The following is a 16,105-nucleotide window of genomic DNA, read 5'->3' as shown; positions in this document are numbered from 1 at the left end:
CCGCGGCCGGGAGGAACGGATGGCGTCTCTTACCGTCAACGGAAAAGCCTATACGATCGACGTCGAACCCGACACGCCGCTGTTGTGGGTACTGCGCGACAATCTCGGCCTGACCGGCACGAAATATGGATGCGGCATCGGCCAATGCGGTTCCTGCACCGTCCATATCGATGGGGTGGCAACCCGTTCCTGCTCGGTTCCCGTGGGATCGATCGAAGGCCAGAAGATCGTCACCATCGAAGGCCTGGCCAAGGGCGACGTCCTGCACAAGGTGCAGAAGGCGTGGATCGAACATGACGTGCCCCAGTGCGGCTATTGCCAGAGCGGAATGATCATGGCGGTTGCGGCCCTGTTGAAGGACAAGCCGCAACCGACCGACGCCGAGATCAACAGCGAGATCACCAACATCTGCCGTTGCGGCACCTTTCAGCAGGTGCGCCAGGCGATACACGCCGCTGCCAAGGCTTGAACAGGAGAACATCGTCATGCCGGGACTCAGCCGCCGCGCCTTTCTGGTGACATCGGCCGCCGTGAGCGGCGGCTTGTCCGTGGGCTTCCCCCTTGCCTTCGCCGCCGGCAGGGAGCGGGCCGCCGAAACAGCCGCCGGCGTGGAAATCGACGCCTGGGTGGTGGTTCGTCCCGACGAGACCGTGGTGGTCCGCATCGCGCGCTCGGAAATGGGACAGGGAACCCTGACCGGCCTCGCCCAACTGGTGGCCGAGGAACTGGAATGCGACTGGTCGAAGGTGACCACCGAATATCCGACCCCCGGCCAGAACGTCGCCCGGGACCGGGTCTGGGGTAATTTTTCGACCGGCGGCAGCCGCGGCATCCGTGAATCCCATCTCTATGTCCGGCAAGGCGGAGCCGCCGCCCGGGAAATGCTGGTGCGGGCCGCGGCCGAAGGCTGGAAGGCCCCCGTGACGGAATGTCGCGTCTCGAAGGGGGTGATCACCCACCAGCCGACCGGACGCAAGACCACCTACGGCAAGGTGGCGGCGGCTGCGGCCAAGCTCCAACCGCCCAAGGAGGTGGCGCTCAAGGACCCCAAGGATTGGACGATCGCCGGCCAGGGGTTGAAGCGTCTGGACACCGCCCCCAAAGTCACCGGCAAGCAGATCTACGGCATCGACCTGGCCTTGCCCGGCATGCTGGTCGCAGCCATCCGCGACTGCCCGGTCATCGGCGGAAAGATCAAAAGCTTCGACGCCACCAAGATCGCCGGCATGCCGGGCGTTAAACGCGTGGTGCCGGTGGACGATTCGGGCGTCGCGGTGATCGCCGATACCTTCTGGCACGCCAAGACCGCCATCGACGCGCTGCCCGTCGTCTGGGACGAAGGCCCTGGGGCCACGGTCTCCAGCGCCTCCATCGCCACCCTGCTGGCCGAGGGACTGACCGCGCAAGAGGCCTATGTCGGCAACAAGGCCGGCGATGCCGCCGCGGCCATCGCCGGCGCGGCCAAGACCGTCGAGGCGGTTTACAGCTATCCCTATCAGAGCCACGCGACCATGGAGCCGATGAACGCCACGGCGCTCTACACGCCCGACAAATGCGAGGTGTGGGCCCCCACGCAGAACGGCGAGGCGGCACTGGCGACGGCGGCCGAAGCGGCGGAACTGCCGGTTTCCAAATGCGACGTCTACAAGATGCTGCTGGGGGGAGGGTTCGGACGGCGCGGGCGCTCCGACTACGTCCGCCAGGTGGTGCTGATCGCCAAGCAGATGCCGGGGACGCCGATCAAGCTGATCTGGACCCGCGAACAGGACATGACGCACGACGCCTATCATCCCATCAGTCAATGCAAGCTGACCGGCGGCCTCGACGCCGAGGGCAGGCTGGTGGCGTTGAAAATGCGTCTGTCGGGCCAGTCGATTCTCGCCTCGCTGGCCCCGCAGAGCCTGCAGAACGGCATGGATCCGGTGGTCTTCCAGGGACTGAACGCCGGTGGCGCCGAAAGCGCCTTCGGCTACGAGATCCCCAACCTGCTGATCGACCATGCCATGCGCAACACCCACATCACGGCAGGTTTCTGGCGGGGCGTGAACACCAATCACAACGCCATCTATGTGGAATGCTTCATCGACGAACTGGCTCACGCCAGCGGTCAGGATCCCCTGGAGTTCCGCCGCAAGATGCTGAAGCCCCGGCATCTCGAGGTGCTGAACGCGGTGGCCGAGCGGGCCGGCTATGGCAAGGCCCCGCCCGGCCGCCATCACGGCCTGGCCCAGATCATGGGATTCGGCTCTTATGTCGCCGCCTGTTCCGAGGTGTCGGTCGGCCCGGACGGCAAAGTGACGATCCATAAGATCGTCGCCGCCACCAATCCCGGCTACGCGGTGAACCCGGCGCAGATCGAACGCCAGGTCGCCGGTTCCTTCGTCTATGGCCTCTCGGCCATGCTCTACGGCCAATGCACGGTGAAGGACGGTGCCATCGAACAGACCAATTTCGACACCTACACCGTGCTGCACATGGACGAGATGCCGGAGGTCGAAGCCCTGATCCTGCCCACGGGCGGCTTCTGGGGCGGCGTCGGCGAACCGACCATCGCGGTGGCGGCGCCGTCGGTGCTGAACGCCGTCTTCCAGGCAACCGGCAAGCGCATCCGCGCGATCCCCCTGGCCCAGCATGATCTGAAATCGGCCTGATGGCGAGACGACACGGACATCCTTGGGGCACGGAAAAGCCTTGAACAACACGGATGAACACCGATGAACACAGATAAGAATGTGCCGGGGAGCGAGACCGATGGCCGGCGGCGCATCCTCGCCCATCCCTGTTCATCCCTGTTCATCGGTGTTGCCCTTTGCCTGACGTCCTTCGGCGCGGCGCAATCCGCGGCCGTGACCGAACCGCCGCCCGGGGCCAGCGCCTGTTCGGGCTGCCACGCGACCGATCCCTCGGTGGCCACGCCGGCGCCCCGTCTCGTCGGCCGCAAACCCGACGAGATCGTCGCGGCACTGGCCGCCTTCCGCAGCGGCCAGCGTCCAGCCACGGTGATGGACCGCATCGCCAAGGGATTCACCGACGCGGAAATCCGCGCCATCGCCGAATGGTACGGAGAGAAACAACCATGACGGCCGATCAGCCCACAAACCGGCGGACGTTCCTCAAGCGCTCCGCCGCCATCGGCGCCGTCGCCCTGCTGCCCCGGCCCGCCTTGGCGCAAGGTGCCGCGCAGCATGTGGTGGTCATCGGCGGCGGGTTCGCCGGCGCGACCTGTGCCAGGGCCCTGAAACGGCTTTCCCCGAAAGTGCGGGTCAGCCTGGTCGAACAACGCCAGATCTTCGTCTCCTGCCCTTTCAGCAATGCGGTGATCGCCGGATTGCGCACGCTGTCCCAGCAACAGTTCGGCTATGAAAAGATCGCCCAAAGCGGCGTCGAGGTGCATCTCGCCGCCGCCACGGCGGTCAATCCCGAGACCCATGTGGTGACCTTGAGCGACGGATCGCGGCTGACCTACGACCGTCTGGTGGTCGCACCCGGCATCGATCTGCGCTGGGACGCCCTGCCCGGCTATGATCAGGCGGCGGCCGAGCATATGCCTCACGCCTGGGAAGCCGGCGCGCAGACCGAGCTTCTGGCCCGGCAGCTTTCCGCCATGCCCGACGGCGGAACGGTAGTGATCGCGGCTCCGGCCAATCCCTTCCGCTGCCCACCCGGCCCTTACGAGCGGGCCAGCCTGATCGCCTATTACCTGAAGCGGAAGAAGCCGAAATCCAAACTGCTCATTCTCGACGCCAAGGACGCCTTCTCGAAACAAAGGCTGTTCGAAAACGCCTGGAAGGAGCTTTATCCCGGCATGATCGAATGGGTGGGGCTTTCCGCCGGCGGCAAGGTGACCTCGGTCGATCCGGCGGCGATGACGCTCACCACCGACTTCGACACCCACAAAGCCGCCGTCGCCAATGTCATTCCGCCGCAGCGGGCCGGACGGATCGCGCAGATCGCCGGCGTCGCCGACCATACCGGCTGGTGCCCGATCGACCCGGAGACTTTCGAATCGATCCTGCAACCCCATATTCATGTGATCGGGGATGCCGCCATCGCCGGGGCCATGCCCAAGTCGGCCTTCGCCGCCAATGCCCAGGCCAAGGCCTGCGCGCAAACCGTGGAAAAGCTTCTGGTCGGGGAAGAGCCGCGGGAACCCAAGCTGATCAACACCTGTTACAGCCTGGTCGCCCCCGACTACGGCATCAGCATCGCCGGAGTCTACCATCCGGCCGGCGGTCAATTGGTGGAAGTCGCCGGTGCGGGGGGAATCAGTCCCCTGGATGCGACAAGACCGTTTCGCGAGCAGGAAGCCCATTATGCCGAAGGCTGGTTCAAGACGATCACGGCGGAGGTTTTCGGTTGAGGCTTTCGTTCTTCTGCCCATGGCGTTGGCGGGCACGGTCGCCCTCGCGGAGCCGCCGCTCCAGCCCTATGCGGTGGTGGGCGACAGCATCCCCCGCCCGCTGACCGGACAGCCGGGGGATCCGGATGCCGGACGCCGCATCGTCGCCGATCGCCAGGAGGGGCTTTGCCTGCTTTGCCACAGCGGCCCCTTTCCCGAGCAGCCGCTGCAAGGCGATCTGGCACCCGCCCTGGACGGCGCGGGCGAGCGCTGGTCGAGCGGGCAACTGCGCTTGAGGATCGTGGACGCCCGGCGTGTTTCACCGGGCACCATCATGCCCTCCTACTACCGGACGCAAGGGTTGGTCCAGGTCGCCCCGGCCTTCGTCGGCCGCCCCATTCTCACTGCCGAGCAGATTGAAGATGTCGTCGCCTATCTCGCCACCTTGCGCCGTTGAACGGCGCCGCTTCCTTCGCCAGACGGCGGAGTGTGCGGCCGGCGCCGCCGTCACGCTGCTGCTCGCCATCCGTCCGGCCCGAGCCACGCCGGAGGAGATGCGGGCGGCCATCCGCCAGACCATCGGCCCGGCAGCGCCGCACGACGGCCGCGTCCTGCTGGATCTTCCGCCATTGGTGGAAAACGGCAATGCCGTGCCGCTGACGGTGACCGTCGACAGCCCGATGACCGGGCAGGACCATGTCGTGGCGATCCATCTGTTCAACGAAAAGAATCCGCAGCCCTATGTCGCCAGCTTTCATCTCGGTCCCCGGGCCGGCAGGGCGCAGGTTTCGACCCGCATCAAGCTGGCCGACAGCCAGCAGGTGATCGCCATAGCGCAGATGAGCGACGGTTCCTTCTGGCAGGGCGGCGCCAAGGTGATCGTCACCATCGCCGCCTGCGTCGAGGACGTCAACTGATGGCCAAGCCCCTGATCAAGGTGCCCCCGACGGCGAAAAAGGGAGAGATCATCGAAATCAAGACGCTGATCGCGCATCCGATGGAAACCGGCTACCGGGCCGGGCTGAACGGCGCCACCCTGCCCCGGGACATCATCCGGCGATTCGTCTGCTCCCTTGACGGCGAGGAAATCTTCTCGGCCGATTTTTCTCCGGCGATAGCGGCCAATCCGTTCCTGTCCTTTTTCACCAGGATCGAGAAAAGCGGCAGCATCACCTTCCAATGGACGGGGGACAACGGCTTTTCGGTCAGCGAAACCGTCGAGATCAGCGTGTCATGAGCCGTCATCGCCTCATCGAACCGCCTCCCCCCGGCGTTTCCGCAGGATCGGGCTTGAGGTCATGAACCACCAAGGCGCCAAGGCACCAAGGCATCTCGGGATAAGTCTGGCGACAGGTAAAATCCTGCGCGCCGCAGGCATTCTTCACCTTGTCCGTCATCTCACCGATACCGGAAAGTTTGCATGCCTGCGGCGCAATCCGCCCCCTTGGTGCCTTGGTGTCTTGGTGGCTCGAAAAATGCCTATGCCACGCCCATCCGCGTCAACAACGTACGAAAAGTCCCGAACATCAACGCGGCACCCACTTGCGCTGACGATCATTCTCTCGACCGCCCTCCTCGCCCTCTCTCCGGCGCAGGCCGCCAATCTCACGGACAACCGGCGTTCGGGGTACGCCTTCATGGGGCCGCCGCTGCGCGCCATGCAGGACGACGACATGACCAATCCGGCCAGCCTGTGGCAGCGGGACGGTGAGACGTTATGGGCGGAACCGATCGGCGAGGCAGGCCGGTCCTGCGCCGACTGTCACGGCGATGCCGCCAGTTCCATGCGGGGCGTGGCGGCGCGCTATCCGGCCTTCGACAGGACGATGAACCGGCCGATCGATCTGGAGCAGCGCATCAATCACTGCCGCACGGCCTATCAGAAGGCCGGTCCCCTCGCCTTCGAAAGCCACGATCTGCTGGCGCTCTCCACCCATGTGGCGCGGCAATCGCGCGGCCTGCCGATCGCCATCGAGAACAGCAAGGCGCTGCACCCTTTTCTCGCCATGGGACGCAGCCTTTTTCACGAACGGCAGGGACAGCTCAACCTGTCCTGCGCCCAGTGTCACGACGATAACGCCGGCCGCAGCCTGGGCGGGGCAACCATTCCGCAAGCTCATCCGACCGGTTACCCGCTCTATCGCCTGGAATGGCAGGGCGTGGGATCGCTGCAACGCCGCCTGCGCAACTGCATGAGCGGCATGCGGGCCGCGCCCTATGCCTTCGGTGCCGAGGCCTTCGTCGATCTGGAGCTTTATCTGATGTGGCGGGCCAACGGCATGCCCATGGAAAGCCCCGCGGTCAGGCCCTGAAGCCCGGGCGGCTATTTCGCTCCGGCGCCTTGAGCCTCGACGACCTTGGCCAGGGTTTCATCCTTCTCGCGCCACAGGGACTGGATCCAGCGGCCCAGAGCCACATGCCACTCGCGCTTGCCGATAAAGGCCGGATCGCTCAGGGTTTCCGGAATCTCCATCGTCCGGACGAAGACCTGCACGCCCTCGACATTTCCGCTTAAGAGATCCCACAAACTGGGCACCCCGTTCGGATAGGCGATGGTCACATCGATCATCAGATCGACACGGTCGCCAAGCGTCGCCACGGACATGCCGAACGCGCCCAGCTTCGGCTTCAGCAGATGTTGATAGGGCGAACGTTGCGCCGTGTGCTTGTCCCGGCTGAAACGGGTTCCCTCGATGAAGGAGACCAGGGAAATCGGCAGATCCTTGAAGCGTTCGCAGGCCCTGCGGGAGGCGCGGAGGTCGTTCTCCATGCCCTTGGCATCGCTCTGACGGCGCAGAAACGGGAAATCGAGCGCCCACCAGGCCAAGCCGATCACCGGCACATAAAGCAGTTCGCGTTTCAGGAAGAATTTCAGTAGTGGAATCCGGCGAAAGAAGACCCGCTGCAAGACGAAAATATCGACCCAGCTCTGGTGATTGCAGATCACCAGATAGGATCCCTTCCGCTGCAGGGCCGGCAAAGCATCGGTCAGCACCGGACGATTGCCGACCAGAACGATCCAGGCATTGTTGAAACATACCCAGAGATCGGCCAGGGCGTTCAACAGACGGTTGCACACCCGGCGCACCATCGGCGTCGAAATGGTCAGTTTGAGCAGAGCCATGGGCGTCATCGCCAAAAAGACGACGAGCACATTGAGGCCCAGCAGGAAAGCGGCGAAGCCCCCCGTCACCGCCCGCAGGACGCGATGAATGACCGATGCCGGCTGCGAGGACGACGACCAGGGAGAAGGCATTTTCGCGAGATCTTTTTCGAGAGACATGGGATCAGCCGGCGGCAATCGTCTTGTCTTTGCGCCGTGTGATTTGCATTTGTCCGTCCGCCCCTTTGACATAAGTGGTCTTGCCGACCGCAAGCTGATCGAGAATGGTCACCAAGGCTCGCGGAATGGTGGAAAAAGCCCCGGAACCACGGGATTGCTCATTATAGACCGCAATGGCGGCCCGCACCATCTCGCGGGTCATCGGCTTTCCGTCATTTCCGATCATGACTTCTCTTCACCAATACCTGTTTCAAGGACCACCACCGTCCAGCCCCGGGCGGATCCGTCCGGAAATCCCGACAGTCGCCTCGACAATCCGATTGGCGAGACTTTTAACCTCGTTGGCGGTCACAGCAAAGGCCTTTCCGGCATCCCCGGTGCCGGCTTGGGGGCGGAGATGAGATAAGGCCTTACTCATCGGCCACGCGCGAGGGGACAATCACCTTTGTCGTCCCCATATCCCCGGGATGACAAAAGGGAGTACCGGGGATGTTGGATCTGGTGATCGATCAGCGGCGGCGCGACCTGGGCGGCTTCGAAGTGGGACGCGTCCTGCCCATCGCCCAGCGCCGGGCCGTCGGGCCCTTCGTTTTCTTCGACCATATGGGACCGGTGCGCTGGCCGGCGGGCCTCTCCTCCGATGTCGACGTCCGGCCGCATCCGCATATCGGGCTGGCCACCGTCACCTATCTGTTCGAAGGCGAGATCATGCATCGCGACAGCGTCGGCTCCGAACAGCCGATTCGCCCCGGCGAAGTCAATTGGATGATCGCCGGACGCGGAGTCACCCATTCCGAACGTTTCGAAAAAGCCCGGCGCGAAGGTGACGGCATGCATGGAATCCAAGCCTGGGTGGCCCTTCCCGAGGCGTCGGAAGAAATTTCCCCCTCCTTTTCCCATCACGGTTCGGGTGATTTGCCGGCCTTTCAGGAGGCCGGCCTCTCGGGACGGCTGATCGCCGGCGAGGCGTTCGGCGCCAGGGCAGGCGTCGAGACCCTGTCTCCGATGTTTTATCTGCACTGCGATCTGGAGACGGACGCCCGGGCGCGCCTTCCGGACGATTATCCGGAACGGGCCGCCTATGTCGTCACCGGCGCCGTCGAAGTCTCCGGACGCCGTTACGACGCGGGACGCATGCTGGTCTTCACCCCCGGCGCGGCGGCGGTCCTCAAGGCCACGCAACCCGCCACCATCATGCTGCTGGGCGGCGACTCGCCGGGACCGCGCTTCATCGACTGGAATTTCGTCTCCTCCTCGAAGGAGCGGATCGAACAAGCCAAGGCCGACTGGCGGGCCGGCCGAATGAAACTGCCCGATCTCGATCAGGGTGAACCGATCCCGTTCCCCGGCGATCCGGCGTTTCGGAAAAAAACCACCAATTGATCATCCTTCGCCCGGAAAATGAAAGGCGCCCATCCGGCGCCCCTTTGTCGCATCGTCATGCGACAAAGGGGCATAGACTTTTCGACACCACCTTGGCGAAAAATTGGCACATCACAAAACACCATCAGGAATGTAACCCTGCTTCTGCGGCGGCCACAGACCGGCCCGATGGGAAACCGTCCGCCCCCCGATGACGCAATCGGCTCCCTATCGCAGACAGGAGAATACGCTTTGCCAAACCGGCCGATTTCCACCACCTGCCATTGGCCGTTCCGGAGGCGCCGAGGCGAGGCCCGCCGTCCGCATCGCCTGGCCGGGCGATCGCCCGGACTCGCCTTTCCCCCTTCGACCATGACGAGGACGTAATGGGCCGCCTGTCGATCGACCGGGTATCCAAGGTATTCGATATCGATGGCCGACAGGTCCAGGCGCTCAAGGAGATCAGCCTCGAACTGGAAGACGGGCAATTCGGCGCGCTCATCGGCCCGTCGGGATGCGGAAAATCCACCCTGCTCCGCATGGTCGCCGACATCCTGCCCCCCACCAGCGGAAGCATTTCGATCGATGGCGCGCACCCCAGCCAAGCGCGCAAGGACCATCGGATCGGCTTCGTCTTCCAGGACGCCACCCTGCTGCCCTGGCGCACGGTTCTGGAAAACATCCGCCTTCCTCTCGAAATCGTCGCCGAGCGCGATCCCGACCGCGAAAAGCTGCCGCGGGAATTGATCGAACTGGTCGGACTGAGCGGTTTCGAAAAAGCCAAACCCTCGCAATTGTCGGGGGGCATGCAGCAAAGGGCCGCCATCGCCCGTTCCCTCGTCCTGTCGCCCCGCGTCCTTCTGCTCGACGAACCGTTCGGGGCCCTGGACGACATCACCCGCAGCCGGATGAATCTCGAATTGCTGAGGATCAGGGCGGAGACGAAGATCACGGCACTGATGGTCACCCATTCGATCCAGGAAGCGGTTTTCATGGCCGACAGGATCTTCGTTCTGGCCGCCCGGCCGGGGCGAATCGCCGACGTCGTCGAGGTCGGCCTCGACCGTCCGCGCAGCTTCGCGCAGATGAGCGATCCCGCCTTCACGGGCGCGGTCGATCGCGTCCGCCAATGTCTTTTCGACCAACAAGCGATGGCGGCAATCGATGTCTAGCCGCATTTCCAACGTGGCGTTGCCGGGATCGGTCTTCCTGCTGCTGACGCTCGCCTTCGAATTGGCCGGCTTGGCCGGGCTTCTCCCCCCCACCATTCCGCGCCCGGTCAAAGTAGTGGAAAACATGGTCGGCGACGGCGCCGTCCTGTGGCTTCATTGCCGATCCACCGTTCTGACCGCCGCCTGTGGTTACGCCATGGCGATCGGCGCCGCTTTTTCGGCGGGATTCCTCGTCCATCAACACAAAGCCCTGGAAACGGCGGCGCTGACCATCGGAACGGTCCTCAACAGCATCCCCATCATCGCGGTCGCCCCGATCCTGATCATCTGGATGGGGGTTTCCTGGCCGATGCGCATCACGCTGACAGCGTTCCTGTGCTTCTTTCCGATCTTCGTCGGAATGATTCAGGGCCTCGGCGCGACCGAAAGGAATGCCGGGGAACTGTTTCTGGTGCTGGCGGCGACGCCCGCGCAGCGATTCTGGAAACTGGCGCTTCCCAGCGCGCTTCCCTACATTTTTCTCGGCCTGAAGATCGCTGCGCCATTGGCCGTTCTCGGCGCATTGGTGGCCGAATGGACCGGCACCGAAACCGGCCTCGGCGTTCTGATGATCAACGCCATGTTCAATTTCCAAATGGAACGGCTTTGGGCATCGGTCCTGATCGTCTGCATCCTTTCGGCGGGCAGCTACGGGGCACTTTCCCTCATCGAACGCGTAGTTCTCACCGCCGACCGCACGGCTGACGGGATTGCGCCGTGAACCGCGCCGCGGCCCCCGCGATCGCCATCGTCGGCCGCCGGATGGGCGCCTACGGGCTCGTCATGGCGTGCCTGCTGGCGATCTGGCAGGCGGCCGTCACGGTTTTTCAAATTCCGGGCTATCTGATGCCCGCTCCGGCGGCGGTCCTCGCATCGTTGGCCGATAACGCCTCCCTGATCGGATCGGACGCCGTCTTCACGGTCTTCTGCACCCTGGCCGGAATGACCGTCAGCATCGTCGCCGCCATGACGCTGGCCGTCGCATTCGTTCTCTCCGGCCTTTTGAGCCGGGCCCTCATGCCCCTCATCATCGTCGTCCGGACCATCCCGGTGATCGCTGTGGCGCCCCTGATGATTTCCGTGTTCGGACGCGAACAGTGGAACAGTATCGCCATCGTCGCCCTGCTGAGCTTTTTCCAGATCATGCTGGCCGCCAAAAAAGGCCTGTTGTCGCCATCCGCCAACGCCATCGAAATGATGCATGTCTACGGCGCCGGCATGTGCCAGGTCCTTCTGAAACTACGCATTCCCGCAGCCATTCCCTATATTTTCACCGGACTGCGCATCGCGTCCGGTTCGGCCATTCTGTGCGCCATGTTCGCCGAATGGCTTTCCGGAGCGGCCGGCCTGGGGTCCCTGACACTGGACGCCTATTCCCAGCAGGACTTTTCCCTGATGTGGGCGACGGTTCTGGTGGGCACCACGGCGGCCTATCTTTTCTTCACCCTGACCGTCGCCGCAGAAGGCCTGGTCCTCGACAGGACACGCTGAGACATGAGCGCGCTCGCCGGAAAAATTGCCTGCGTTACCGGAGCGACCAGCGGCCTGGGACGGCAGATCGCCCTGGCCCTGGCCGAAAACGGCGCCGATGTCGCCATCGTCGGCCGCGACGCGGAACGGGCGCGGGAAACCGCGGGGGCGATCGGGAAATTGGGCAGGGACGGTTTGGTTTGCCTCGCCGACGTCACGGACGAAGGTCAAATGGCCCACGCCGCCGAATTGGCCCGCCAACATTTCGGACGCATCGACATCCTGGTCTGCGCGGCCGGCGGCAGCCCCCCGCGCAAAGCCGTCTGGGACTGCGGCACGGCGGATTATCGCGCCTGCTTCGACGGCAATGTCCTGGGCGTCCTTTTGTCGATGAAAGCCGTTCTTCCCATCATGAAGGCGCAGGGGTCGGGCCGAATCATCAACATCGGCGGCACCTACGGCCATAAGGGAGTGGCGGGGTTTTCCCTGTACGCGGCCGCCAAATGGGCGTTGCGCGGCCTCACCAAGTCCACCGCGCTGGAAGTCGCCGCCGGCAATGTCACCGTCAACCTGATCTCTCCCGGCGGCATCGAAGGCGAAAAACTCACCCGTCAATTCGAAGACTCGGCGGCGCGCCAGGGGCTTTCCTACGATGACGTGTTCCACCGCTTCGTCTCCCAATCGGCCCTCGGCCGGCTGAGCACCGGCACGGATATCGCCAATGCCGTGCTGTTCCTGGCTTCCGATGGGGGACGCATGGTGACGGGCCAGGACATCGTCATCGATGGCGGCACCATCCTCTAACGACCTGTCGGAATGGCTTTGATGGTAAGATCATGATGAACACCCCCAGGAAATTCGCCGAAGAAACCGTTCTTTTGCATGCCGGACGCCATCCCGAAGACAATTACGGGATCGTCAATCCTCCCGTCTATCACACCTCCACCGTTCTTTTCCGCTCCGTGGAGGAGTTATTGGAAACGCGGGTCGACCGTGCCAGCGGAGCGTTCGAAAAATTCACCTATGGCCGGGAGGGAACGCCGACGACGCGGGCTCTGGAAGACGCCGTCACCGCCCTCGAAGGCGGTTACCGCGCCGTCGTGACGTCCTGCGGATTGGGCGCCATCGCGGCATCGCTGACCGCATTCCTGAACGCCGGAGACCATCTGCTGATCGTCGACAGCGTCTATGGGCCGGCCCGCCACTTCTGCGAGGATTTCCTGTCCCGCTTCGGAGTCGAGGTCACTTTCTTCGACCCCCTGATCGGCGGGGAGATCGCCGGGCTGTTCCGTGGGAACACCAAGGTCGTCTATATGGAATCGCCCTGTTCCCTGACGTTCGAAATGGTCGATGTGCCGGCCGTGGTCGCCGCCTGCCGGCCGCGCGGCATCGTCACCATCATCGATAACACCTGGGCCTCGCCATTGTGTTTCAAGCCCCTGGCGCTGGGAGTCGACGTGTCCTTGCATGCGGCGACGAAATATATCTCCGGCCATTCCGATCTGATGCTGGGCATCGCCGTCTGCCGCGAGGACGCCTTCATTCCGGTGAAAAAGACGGCCTCCGCCTCCGGCTATTGCGGCGGTCCCGACGACGTCTACATGGCATTGCGGGGCTTGCGCACTCTCGCCCTGCGCATGAAACGCCATCAGGAATCGGCGACGCGCATCGCCCGATGGCTGCAACAGCGGCCCGAGGTCGCCCGCGTGATGTATCCGGCCCTGCCCGACGATCCGGGCCACGCCATCTGGAAACGCGACTTCAAGGGGGCTTCAGGTCTTTTCGGCGTCGTCCTGAAGGAGTGTTCCGCCGCACAACTGGCAGCCATGCTCGACCACATGGATTTGTTCAAGCTCGGCTATTCCTGGGGCGGTTTCGAAAGCCTGGCGGTGCCGACCTATCCGGCGACCTTGCGCTCGGCCAGTCCCTGGACGGAACCGGGCCCGGCTTTGCGGCTGCATGCCGGTCTTGAGGATCCGGAAGATCTGATCCGCGATCTTGAGGCGGGCTTCGCGCGCCTGGGCGATGCGGCGTAAATTGAAAAAAGGAAAAGCGGCCCCCATGACCTCACACCCCTTCCTGGACGGCAAAACCAAACGCATGCTGGTGGACGGCGCCTGGGTCGAAGCGATCTCCGGCAAGACCTTCGAGAGCCGGAACCCGGCCACCGGCACGCTGCTGGCCATGGTCGCCGAAGGCGATCGGCAGGACGTCGAGCGCGCCGTCGCGGCCGCCCGCCGGGCCTTCGAAGGCCCGTGGAGCCGGGTGAAACCGTTCGAACGCCAACGCATCCTGTTGCGTCTGGCCGATCTGGTCGAACGACACTTCGATGAACTGGCCGCACTCGACACTCTCGACATGGGCGCCCCCATTCGCCACACCCTGGGCAGCAAGGGATTGATGATCGGCCTTCTGCATTACTACGCCAGCATGGCCACCGGGCTGCATGGCGAGACCATCGGCAATTCGGTGGCCGGCGACGTCTTTTCCTGCACGGTGAAGGAACCGCTCGGCGTGGTCGGCGCGATCATTCCCTGGAACGGCCCTCTGATGGCGGCGATCTGGAAACTGGGGCCCGTTCTGGCCACCGGATGCACGCTGGTGCTCAAACCGGCGGAAGAAGCTCCCCTCACCCCGCTCCGCTTCGCCGAATTGGCCTTGGAGGCGGGTGTCCCCCCTGGCGTCTTCAATATCATCACCGGCTTCGGCGAAACGGCCGGCGCCGCCTTGGCCGCCCATCCCGACGTCGACAAACTGTCTTTCACCGGTTCGCATGTCACCGGACAGAAGATCGTCCAGGCCTCGGCCGGCAATCTGAAGCGCGTCTCTCTCGAATTGGGGGGAAAATCCCCCAACATCGTCTTCGCGGACGCCGATCTCGATGCCGCCGCCCCGGCCGCGGCCATGGCCGTCTTCGCCAATGCCGGGCAGATCTGCACGGCCGGCACCCGCCTTTACGTGGAACGTCCGGTCTATGAGGAATTCGTCGCCCGCGTCGCCGCCTGCGGATCCGCATTGCGCATGGGCGAGGGCATCGACCCGGAAACCGAATTGGGTCCCCTGGTCTCCCGCCAGCAGCTCGACCGGGTCACCGGATATCTGGACATCGGCAAGGCGGAGGGCGCCCGTGTCCTCTCCGGTGGCCGGCGCAGGACCGATGGCGCTTTCGCCGCCGGATATTTCGTGTCTCCGACCGTTTTCGCCGATGTCGCCGACGGCATGCGCATCGCCCGGGAGGAAATCTTCGGACCGGTCGTCTCGGCCATTCCTTTCGACGATGTCGCCGACGTGCTCCGCCGCGCCAACGACTCGCCTTTCGGACTGGGAGCCGGCGTCTGGACACGCGACATCGGCCGCGCCCACCTCCTGGCCAAAGGCCTGAGATCCGGATCAGTCTGGGTCAATTGCTACAACGTCATGGACCCGGCAGTACCGTTCGGAGGCTACAAAATGAGCGGCTACGGGCGGGAATCCGGCCGCGAGCATCTGGACGAATATCTGAACGTCAAGAGCCTGTGGATCAAAAGCGGCTGAAAGAACGGGCGGTCTCGGCGAAGTTTCCGGCGATGGCCGCCTGATCCATTCCCCGCCCGATCAGGATCAATTGACGATGATCGGGCGCGGCGGCGGGGGTCAGTTCCAGCTGCCCGGGCACATATTGAGCCAGCATGGGGATCCCTTCGATGGTCAGGAACCCCTTGGCGCGCCAGACCGACGGCGGCAGACGCCGGAAGAACCCCTCCACCGCCCGCCGCTTCAGATCGGAGCCGGCGGCAAGAACGGCGGAGGAGACGCCATCCAGCCCGGCGGGCACGCCATGCCCGGGCTTTTCCCCGGCTGCCGCCCGGCCGGCCGCCGCCTCCAGCAGAAAAGCGGCATCGACATCCCCCCGCACCGCGCAGAAAACCGGGCGTCCCGACATTTTCCCGGCGATCTTCCGCCGGATCTCCTCGGCCGCGTCCGCCGGCACGAGATCGATCTTGTTGAGCAGAGCGACGTCGGCATGGCGGATCTGCCCATCAAGGAATTCGCCCAGCATGTCGGAAAGATGATCGTAACGCGCCGCATCGAAGACGGCGATCGACGGGCCGACGGCGAAGGACAGCGCCCCGGCGCCGTCGGCCAGCGGAGCGATCAGTTCCTCGGCCTGGGCGACACCGCTGGCCTCGACGAACACGCGGACGATCAGCCGCCCCTGACGCAACTCCCGCAATCCGTCCAGCAACGCCCCCTTCAGCGAACAGCAAAAGCAACCCGAGGCATATTCCAGCACATCGACATGGGTGCCGCGCAGGATGGCGCCGTCGACTCCCGCCTCGCCGAATTCATTGACGATGACGGCCGTCGGACCATTCGGATCGGGATTGCGCAGAAGATTGAGCAGAAGCGTCGTCTTGCCCGCCCCCAGAAAGCCGAAAATGAGATGAACCCTCATGGCCG

18 protein-coding genes are annotated in these 16,105 nt (G+C 64.3%); 15 read left to right on the top strand and 3 right to left on the bottom strand.

Annotated features, from left to right (window positions below; all coding sequences use genetic code 11):
• Positions 1–19: 19 nt before the first annotated feature.
• From CWS72_RS21785 to soxA, 8 genes are all read left to right on the top strand, one after another.
• Entirely contained in the window at positions 20–469 is a 450-nt protein-coding gene (locus tag CWS72_RS21785; RefSeq protein WP_101252759.1) for a (2Fe-2S)-binding protein, read from the top strand.
• Positions 470–485: 16 nt separating this feature from the next.
• The gene (locus tag CWS72_RS21780; protein ID WP_101252758.1) at positions 486–2,651 is read left to right on the top strand and encodes a xanthine dehydrogenase family protein molybdopterin-binding subunit; all 2,166 of its coding nucleotides are present in this window, start codon (positions 486–488) and stop codon (positions 2,649–2,651) included.
• Positions 2,652–2,714: 63 nt separating this feature from the next.
• A complete protein-coding gene (locus tag CWS72_RS21775; RefSeq protein WP_199175871.1) occupies positions 2,715–3,080 on the top strand; it encodes a c-type cytochrome in 366 nt (121 codons plus the stop codon).
• Positions 3,077–4,360, top strand: a complete 1,284-nt coding sequence (locus CWS72_RS21770) for an NAD(P)/FAD-dependent oxidoreductase (protein WP_101252757.1) — start codon at positions 3,077–3,079, stop codon at positions 4,358–4,360. Before CWS72_RS21775 ends, CWS72_RS21770 begins: the two co-directional genes overlap by 4 nt.
• A gap of 19 nt (positions 4,361–4,379) precedes the next feature.
• Entirely contained in the window at positions 4,380–4,796 is a 417-nt protein-coding gene (gene soxX / locus CWS72_RS21765; RefSeq protein ID WP_101252756.1) for a sulfur oxidation c-type cytochrome SoxX, read from the top strand.
• Complete coding sequence (locus CWS72_RS21760; RefSeq protein WP_101252755.1) at positions 4,762–5,256, top strand: SoxY-related AACIE arm protein; 495 nt, start codon at positions 4,762–4,764, stop codon at positions 5,254–5,256. The genes soxX and CWS72_RS21760 overlap by 35 nt, the downstream gene beginning before the upstream one ends.
• On the top strand, positions 5,256–5,576 hold the full coding sequence (gene soxZ / locus CWS72_RS21755) for a thiosulfate oxidation carrier complex protein SoxZ (RefSeq protein ID WP_101252754.1): 321 nt from the start codon (positions 5,256–5,258) through the stop codon (positions 5,574–5,576). The genes CWS72_RS21760 and soxZ overlap by 1 nt, the downstream gene beginning before the upstream one ends.
• A 400-nt stretch (positions 5,577–5,976) precedes the next feature.
• The gene (soxA, locus tag CWS72_RS21750; protein WP_241911845.1) at positions 5,977–6,651 is read left to right on the top strand and encodes a sulfur oxidation c-type cytochrome SoxA; all 675 of its coding nucleotides are present in this window, start codon (positions 5,977–5,979) and stop codon (positions 6,649–6,651) included.
• Between the two features lie 11 nt (positions 6,652–6,662).
• Here soxA and CWS72_RS21745 read toward each other — a convergent pair whose 3' ends face one another.
• Together CWS72_RS21745 and CWS72_RS21740 are read right to left on the bottom strand one after the other, a co-directional pair.
• Positions 6,663–7,595 (bottom strand): acetyltransferase, encoded by a 933-nt coding sequence (locus tag CWS72_RS21745; RefSeq protein ID WP_158240771.1) that lies wholly within the window; start codon positions 7,593–7,595, stop codon positions 6,663–6,665.
• Positions 7,596–7,626: 31 nt separating this feature from the next.
• Positions 7,627–7,848, bottom strand: a complete 222-nt coding sequence (locus CWS72_RS21740) for a hypothetical protein (RefSeq protein WP_101252751.1) — start codon at positions 7,846–7,848, stop codon at positions 7,627–7,629.
• A 263-nt stretch (positions 7,849–8,111) separates the two neighbouring features.
• Here CWS72_RS21740 and CWS72_RS21735 point away from each other — a divergent pair, with 263 nt between their 5' ends.
• From CWS72_RS21735 to CWS72_RS21705, 7 genes are all read left to right on the top strand, one after another.
• On the top strand, positions 8,112–9,005 hold the full coding sequence (locus CWS72_RS21735) for a pirin family protein (protein ID WP_101252750.1): 894 nt from the start codon (positions 8,112–8,114) through the stop codon (positions 9,003–9,005).
• A gap of 365 nt (positions 9,006–9,370) precedes the next feature.
• Complete coding sequence (locus CWS72_RS21730) at positions 9,371–10,156, top strand: ABC transporter ATP-binding protein (protein ID WP_101252749.1); 786 nt, start codon at positions 9,371–9,373, stop codon at positions 10,154–10,156.
• Positions 10,149–10,916 (top strand): ABC transporter permease, encoded by a 768-nt coding sequence (locus CWS72_RS21725; RefSeq protein WP_101252748.1) that lies wholly within the window; start codon positions 10,149–10,151, stop codon positions 10,914–10,916. Before CWS72_RS21730 ends, CWS72_RS21725 begins: the two co-directional genes overlap by 8 nt.
• Positions 10,913–11,686, top strand: coding sequence for an ABC transporter permease (locus tag CWS72_RS21720; protein ID WP_101252747.1), 774 nt, complete (start codon positions 10,913–10,915; stop codon positions 11,684–11,686). Before CWS72_RS21725 ends, CWS72_RS21720 begins: the two co-directional genes overlap by 4 nt.
• A gap of 3 nt (positions 11,687–11,689) precedes the next feature.
• Entirely contained in the window at positions 11,690–12,469 is a 780-nt protein-coding gene (locus CWS72_RS21715; RefSeq protein ID WP_101252746.1) for an SDR family NAD(P)-dependent oxidoreductase, read from the top strand.
• A 32-nt stretch (positions 12,470–12,501) separates the two neighbouring features.
• Positions 12,502–13,701 carry a cystathionine beta-lyase gene (gene metC, locus CWS72_RS21710; RefSeq protein WP_241911844.1) on the top strand — a complete coding sequence of 400 codons (1,200 nt, stop codon included), beginning with the start codon at positions 12,502–12,504 and terminating at the stop codon, positions 13,699–13,701.
• Between the two features lie 25 nt (positions 13,702–13,726).
• Positions 13,727–15,199 (top strand): aldehyde dehydrogenase family protein, encoded by a 1,473-nt coding sequence (locus tag CWS72_RS21705; protein WP_199175869.1) that lies wholly within the window; start codon positions 13,727–13,729, stop codon positions 15,197–15,199.
• Here CWS72_RS21705 and CWS72_RS21700 read toward each other — a convergent pair.
• Entirely contained in the window at positions 15,186–16,100 is a 915-nt protein-coding gene (locus tag CWS72_RS21700; RefSeq protein WP_158240770.1) for a CobW family GTP-binding protein, read from the bottom strand. The genes CWS72_RS21705 and CWS72_RS21700 overlap by 14 nt on opposite strands.
• Between the last annotated feature and the right edge of the window lie 5 nt (positions 16,101–16,105).

The organism is Telmatospirillum siberiense, from assembly GCF_002845745.1.
In the GTDB taxonomy this organism is placed as follows: domain Bacteria; phylum Pseudomonadota; class Alphaproteobacteria; order Rhodospirillales; family Magnetospirillaceae; genus Telmatospirillum; species Telmatospirillum siberiense.
This window is presented reverse-complemented; position numbering and strand designations above follow the sequence as displayed.

Bases quoted from the DNA above. Each gene is read 5' to 3' on its own strand.
- soxA (WP_241911845.1), top strand. From the start codon at position 5,977: ATGGGGCCGCCGCTGCGCGCCATGCAGGACGACGACATGACCAATCCG.
- CWS72_RS21745 (WP_158240771.1), bottom strand. From the start codon at position 7,595: ATGCCTTCTCCCTGGTCGTCGTCCTCGCAGCCGGCATCGGTCATTCAT.
- soxX (WP_101252756.1), top strand. From the start codon at position 4,380: ATGGCGTTGGCGGGCACGGTCGCCCTCGCGGAGCCGCCGCTCCAGCCC.
- CWS72_RS21705 (WP_199175869.1), top strand. From the start codon at position 13,727: ATGACCTCACACCCCTTCCTGGACGGCAAAACCAAACGCATGCTGGTG.
- CWS72_RS21700 (WP_158240770.1), bottom strand. From the start codon at position 16,100: ATGAGGGTTCATCTCATTTTCGGCTTTCTGGGGGCGGGCAAGACGACG.
- CWS72_RS21715 (WP_101252746.1), top strand. From the start codon at position 11,690: ATGAGCGCGCTCGCCGGAAAAATTGCCTGCGTTACCGGAGCGACCAGC.
- CWS72_RS21775 (WP_199175871.1), top strand. From the start codon at position 2,715: ATGAACACAGATAAGAATGTGCCGGGGAGCGAGACCGATGGCCGGCGG.
- metC (WP_241911844.1), top strand. From the start codon at position 12,502: ATGATGAACACCCCCAGGAAATTCGCCGAAGAAACCGTTCTTTTGCAT.
- CWS72_RS21780 (WP_101252758.1), top strand. From the start codon at position 486: ATGCCGGGACTCAGCCGCCGCGCCTTTCTGGTGACATCGGCCGCCGTG.
- CWS72_RS21740 (WP_101252751.1), bottom strand. From the start codon at position 7,848: ATGATCGGAAATGACGGAAAGCCGATGACCCGCGAGATGGTGCGGGCC.
- CWS72_RS21730 (WP_101252749.1), top strand. From the start codon at position 9,371: ATGGGCCGCCTGTCGATCGACCGGGTATCCAAGGTATTCGATATCGAT.
- soxZ (WP_101252754.1), top strand. From the start codon at position 5,256: ATGGCCAAGCCCCTGATCAAGGTGCCCCCGACGGCGAAAAAGGGAGAG.
- CWS72_RS21770 (WP_101252757.1), top strand. From the start codon at position 3,077: ATGACGGCCGATCAGCCCACAAACCGGCGGACGTTCCTCAAGCGCTCC.
- CWS72_RS21785 (WP_101252759.1), top strand. From the start codon at position 20: ATGGCGTCTCTTACCGTCAACGGAAAAGCCTATACGATCGACGTCGAA.
- CWS72_RS21760 (WP_101252755.1), top strand. From the start codon at position 4,762: ATGTCGTCGCCTATCTCGCCACCTTGCGCCGTTGAACGGCGCCGCTTC.
- CWS72_RS21735 (WP_101252750.1), top strand. From the start codon at position 8,112: ATGTTGGATCTGGTGATCGATCAGCGGCGGCGCGACCTGGGCGGCTTC.
- CWS72_RS21725 (WP_101252748.1), top strand. From the start codon at position 10,149: ATGTCTAGCCGCATTTCCAACGTGGCGTTGCCGGGATCGGTCTTCCTG.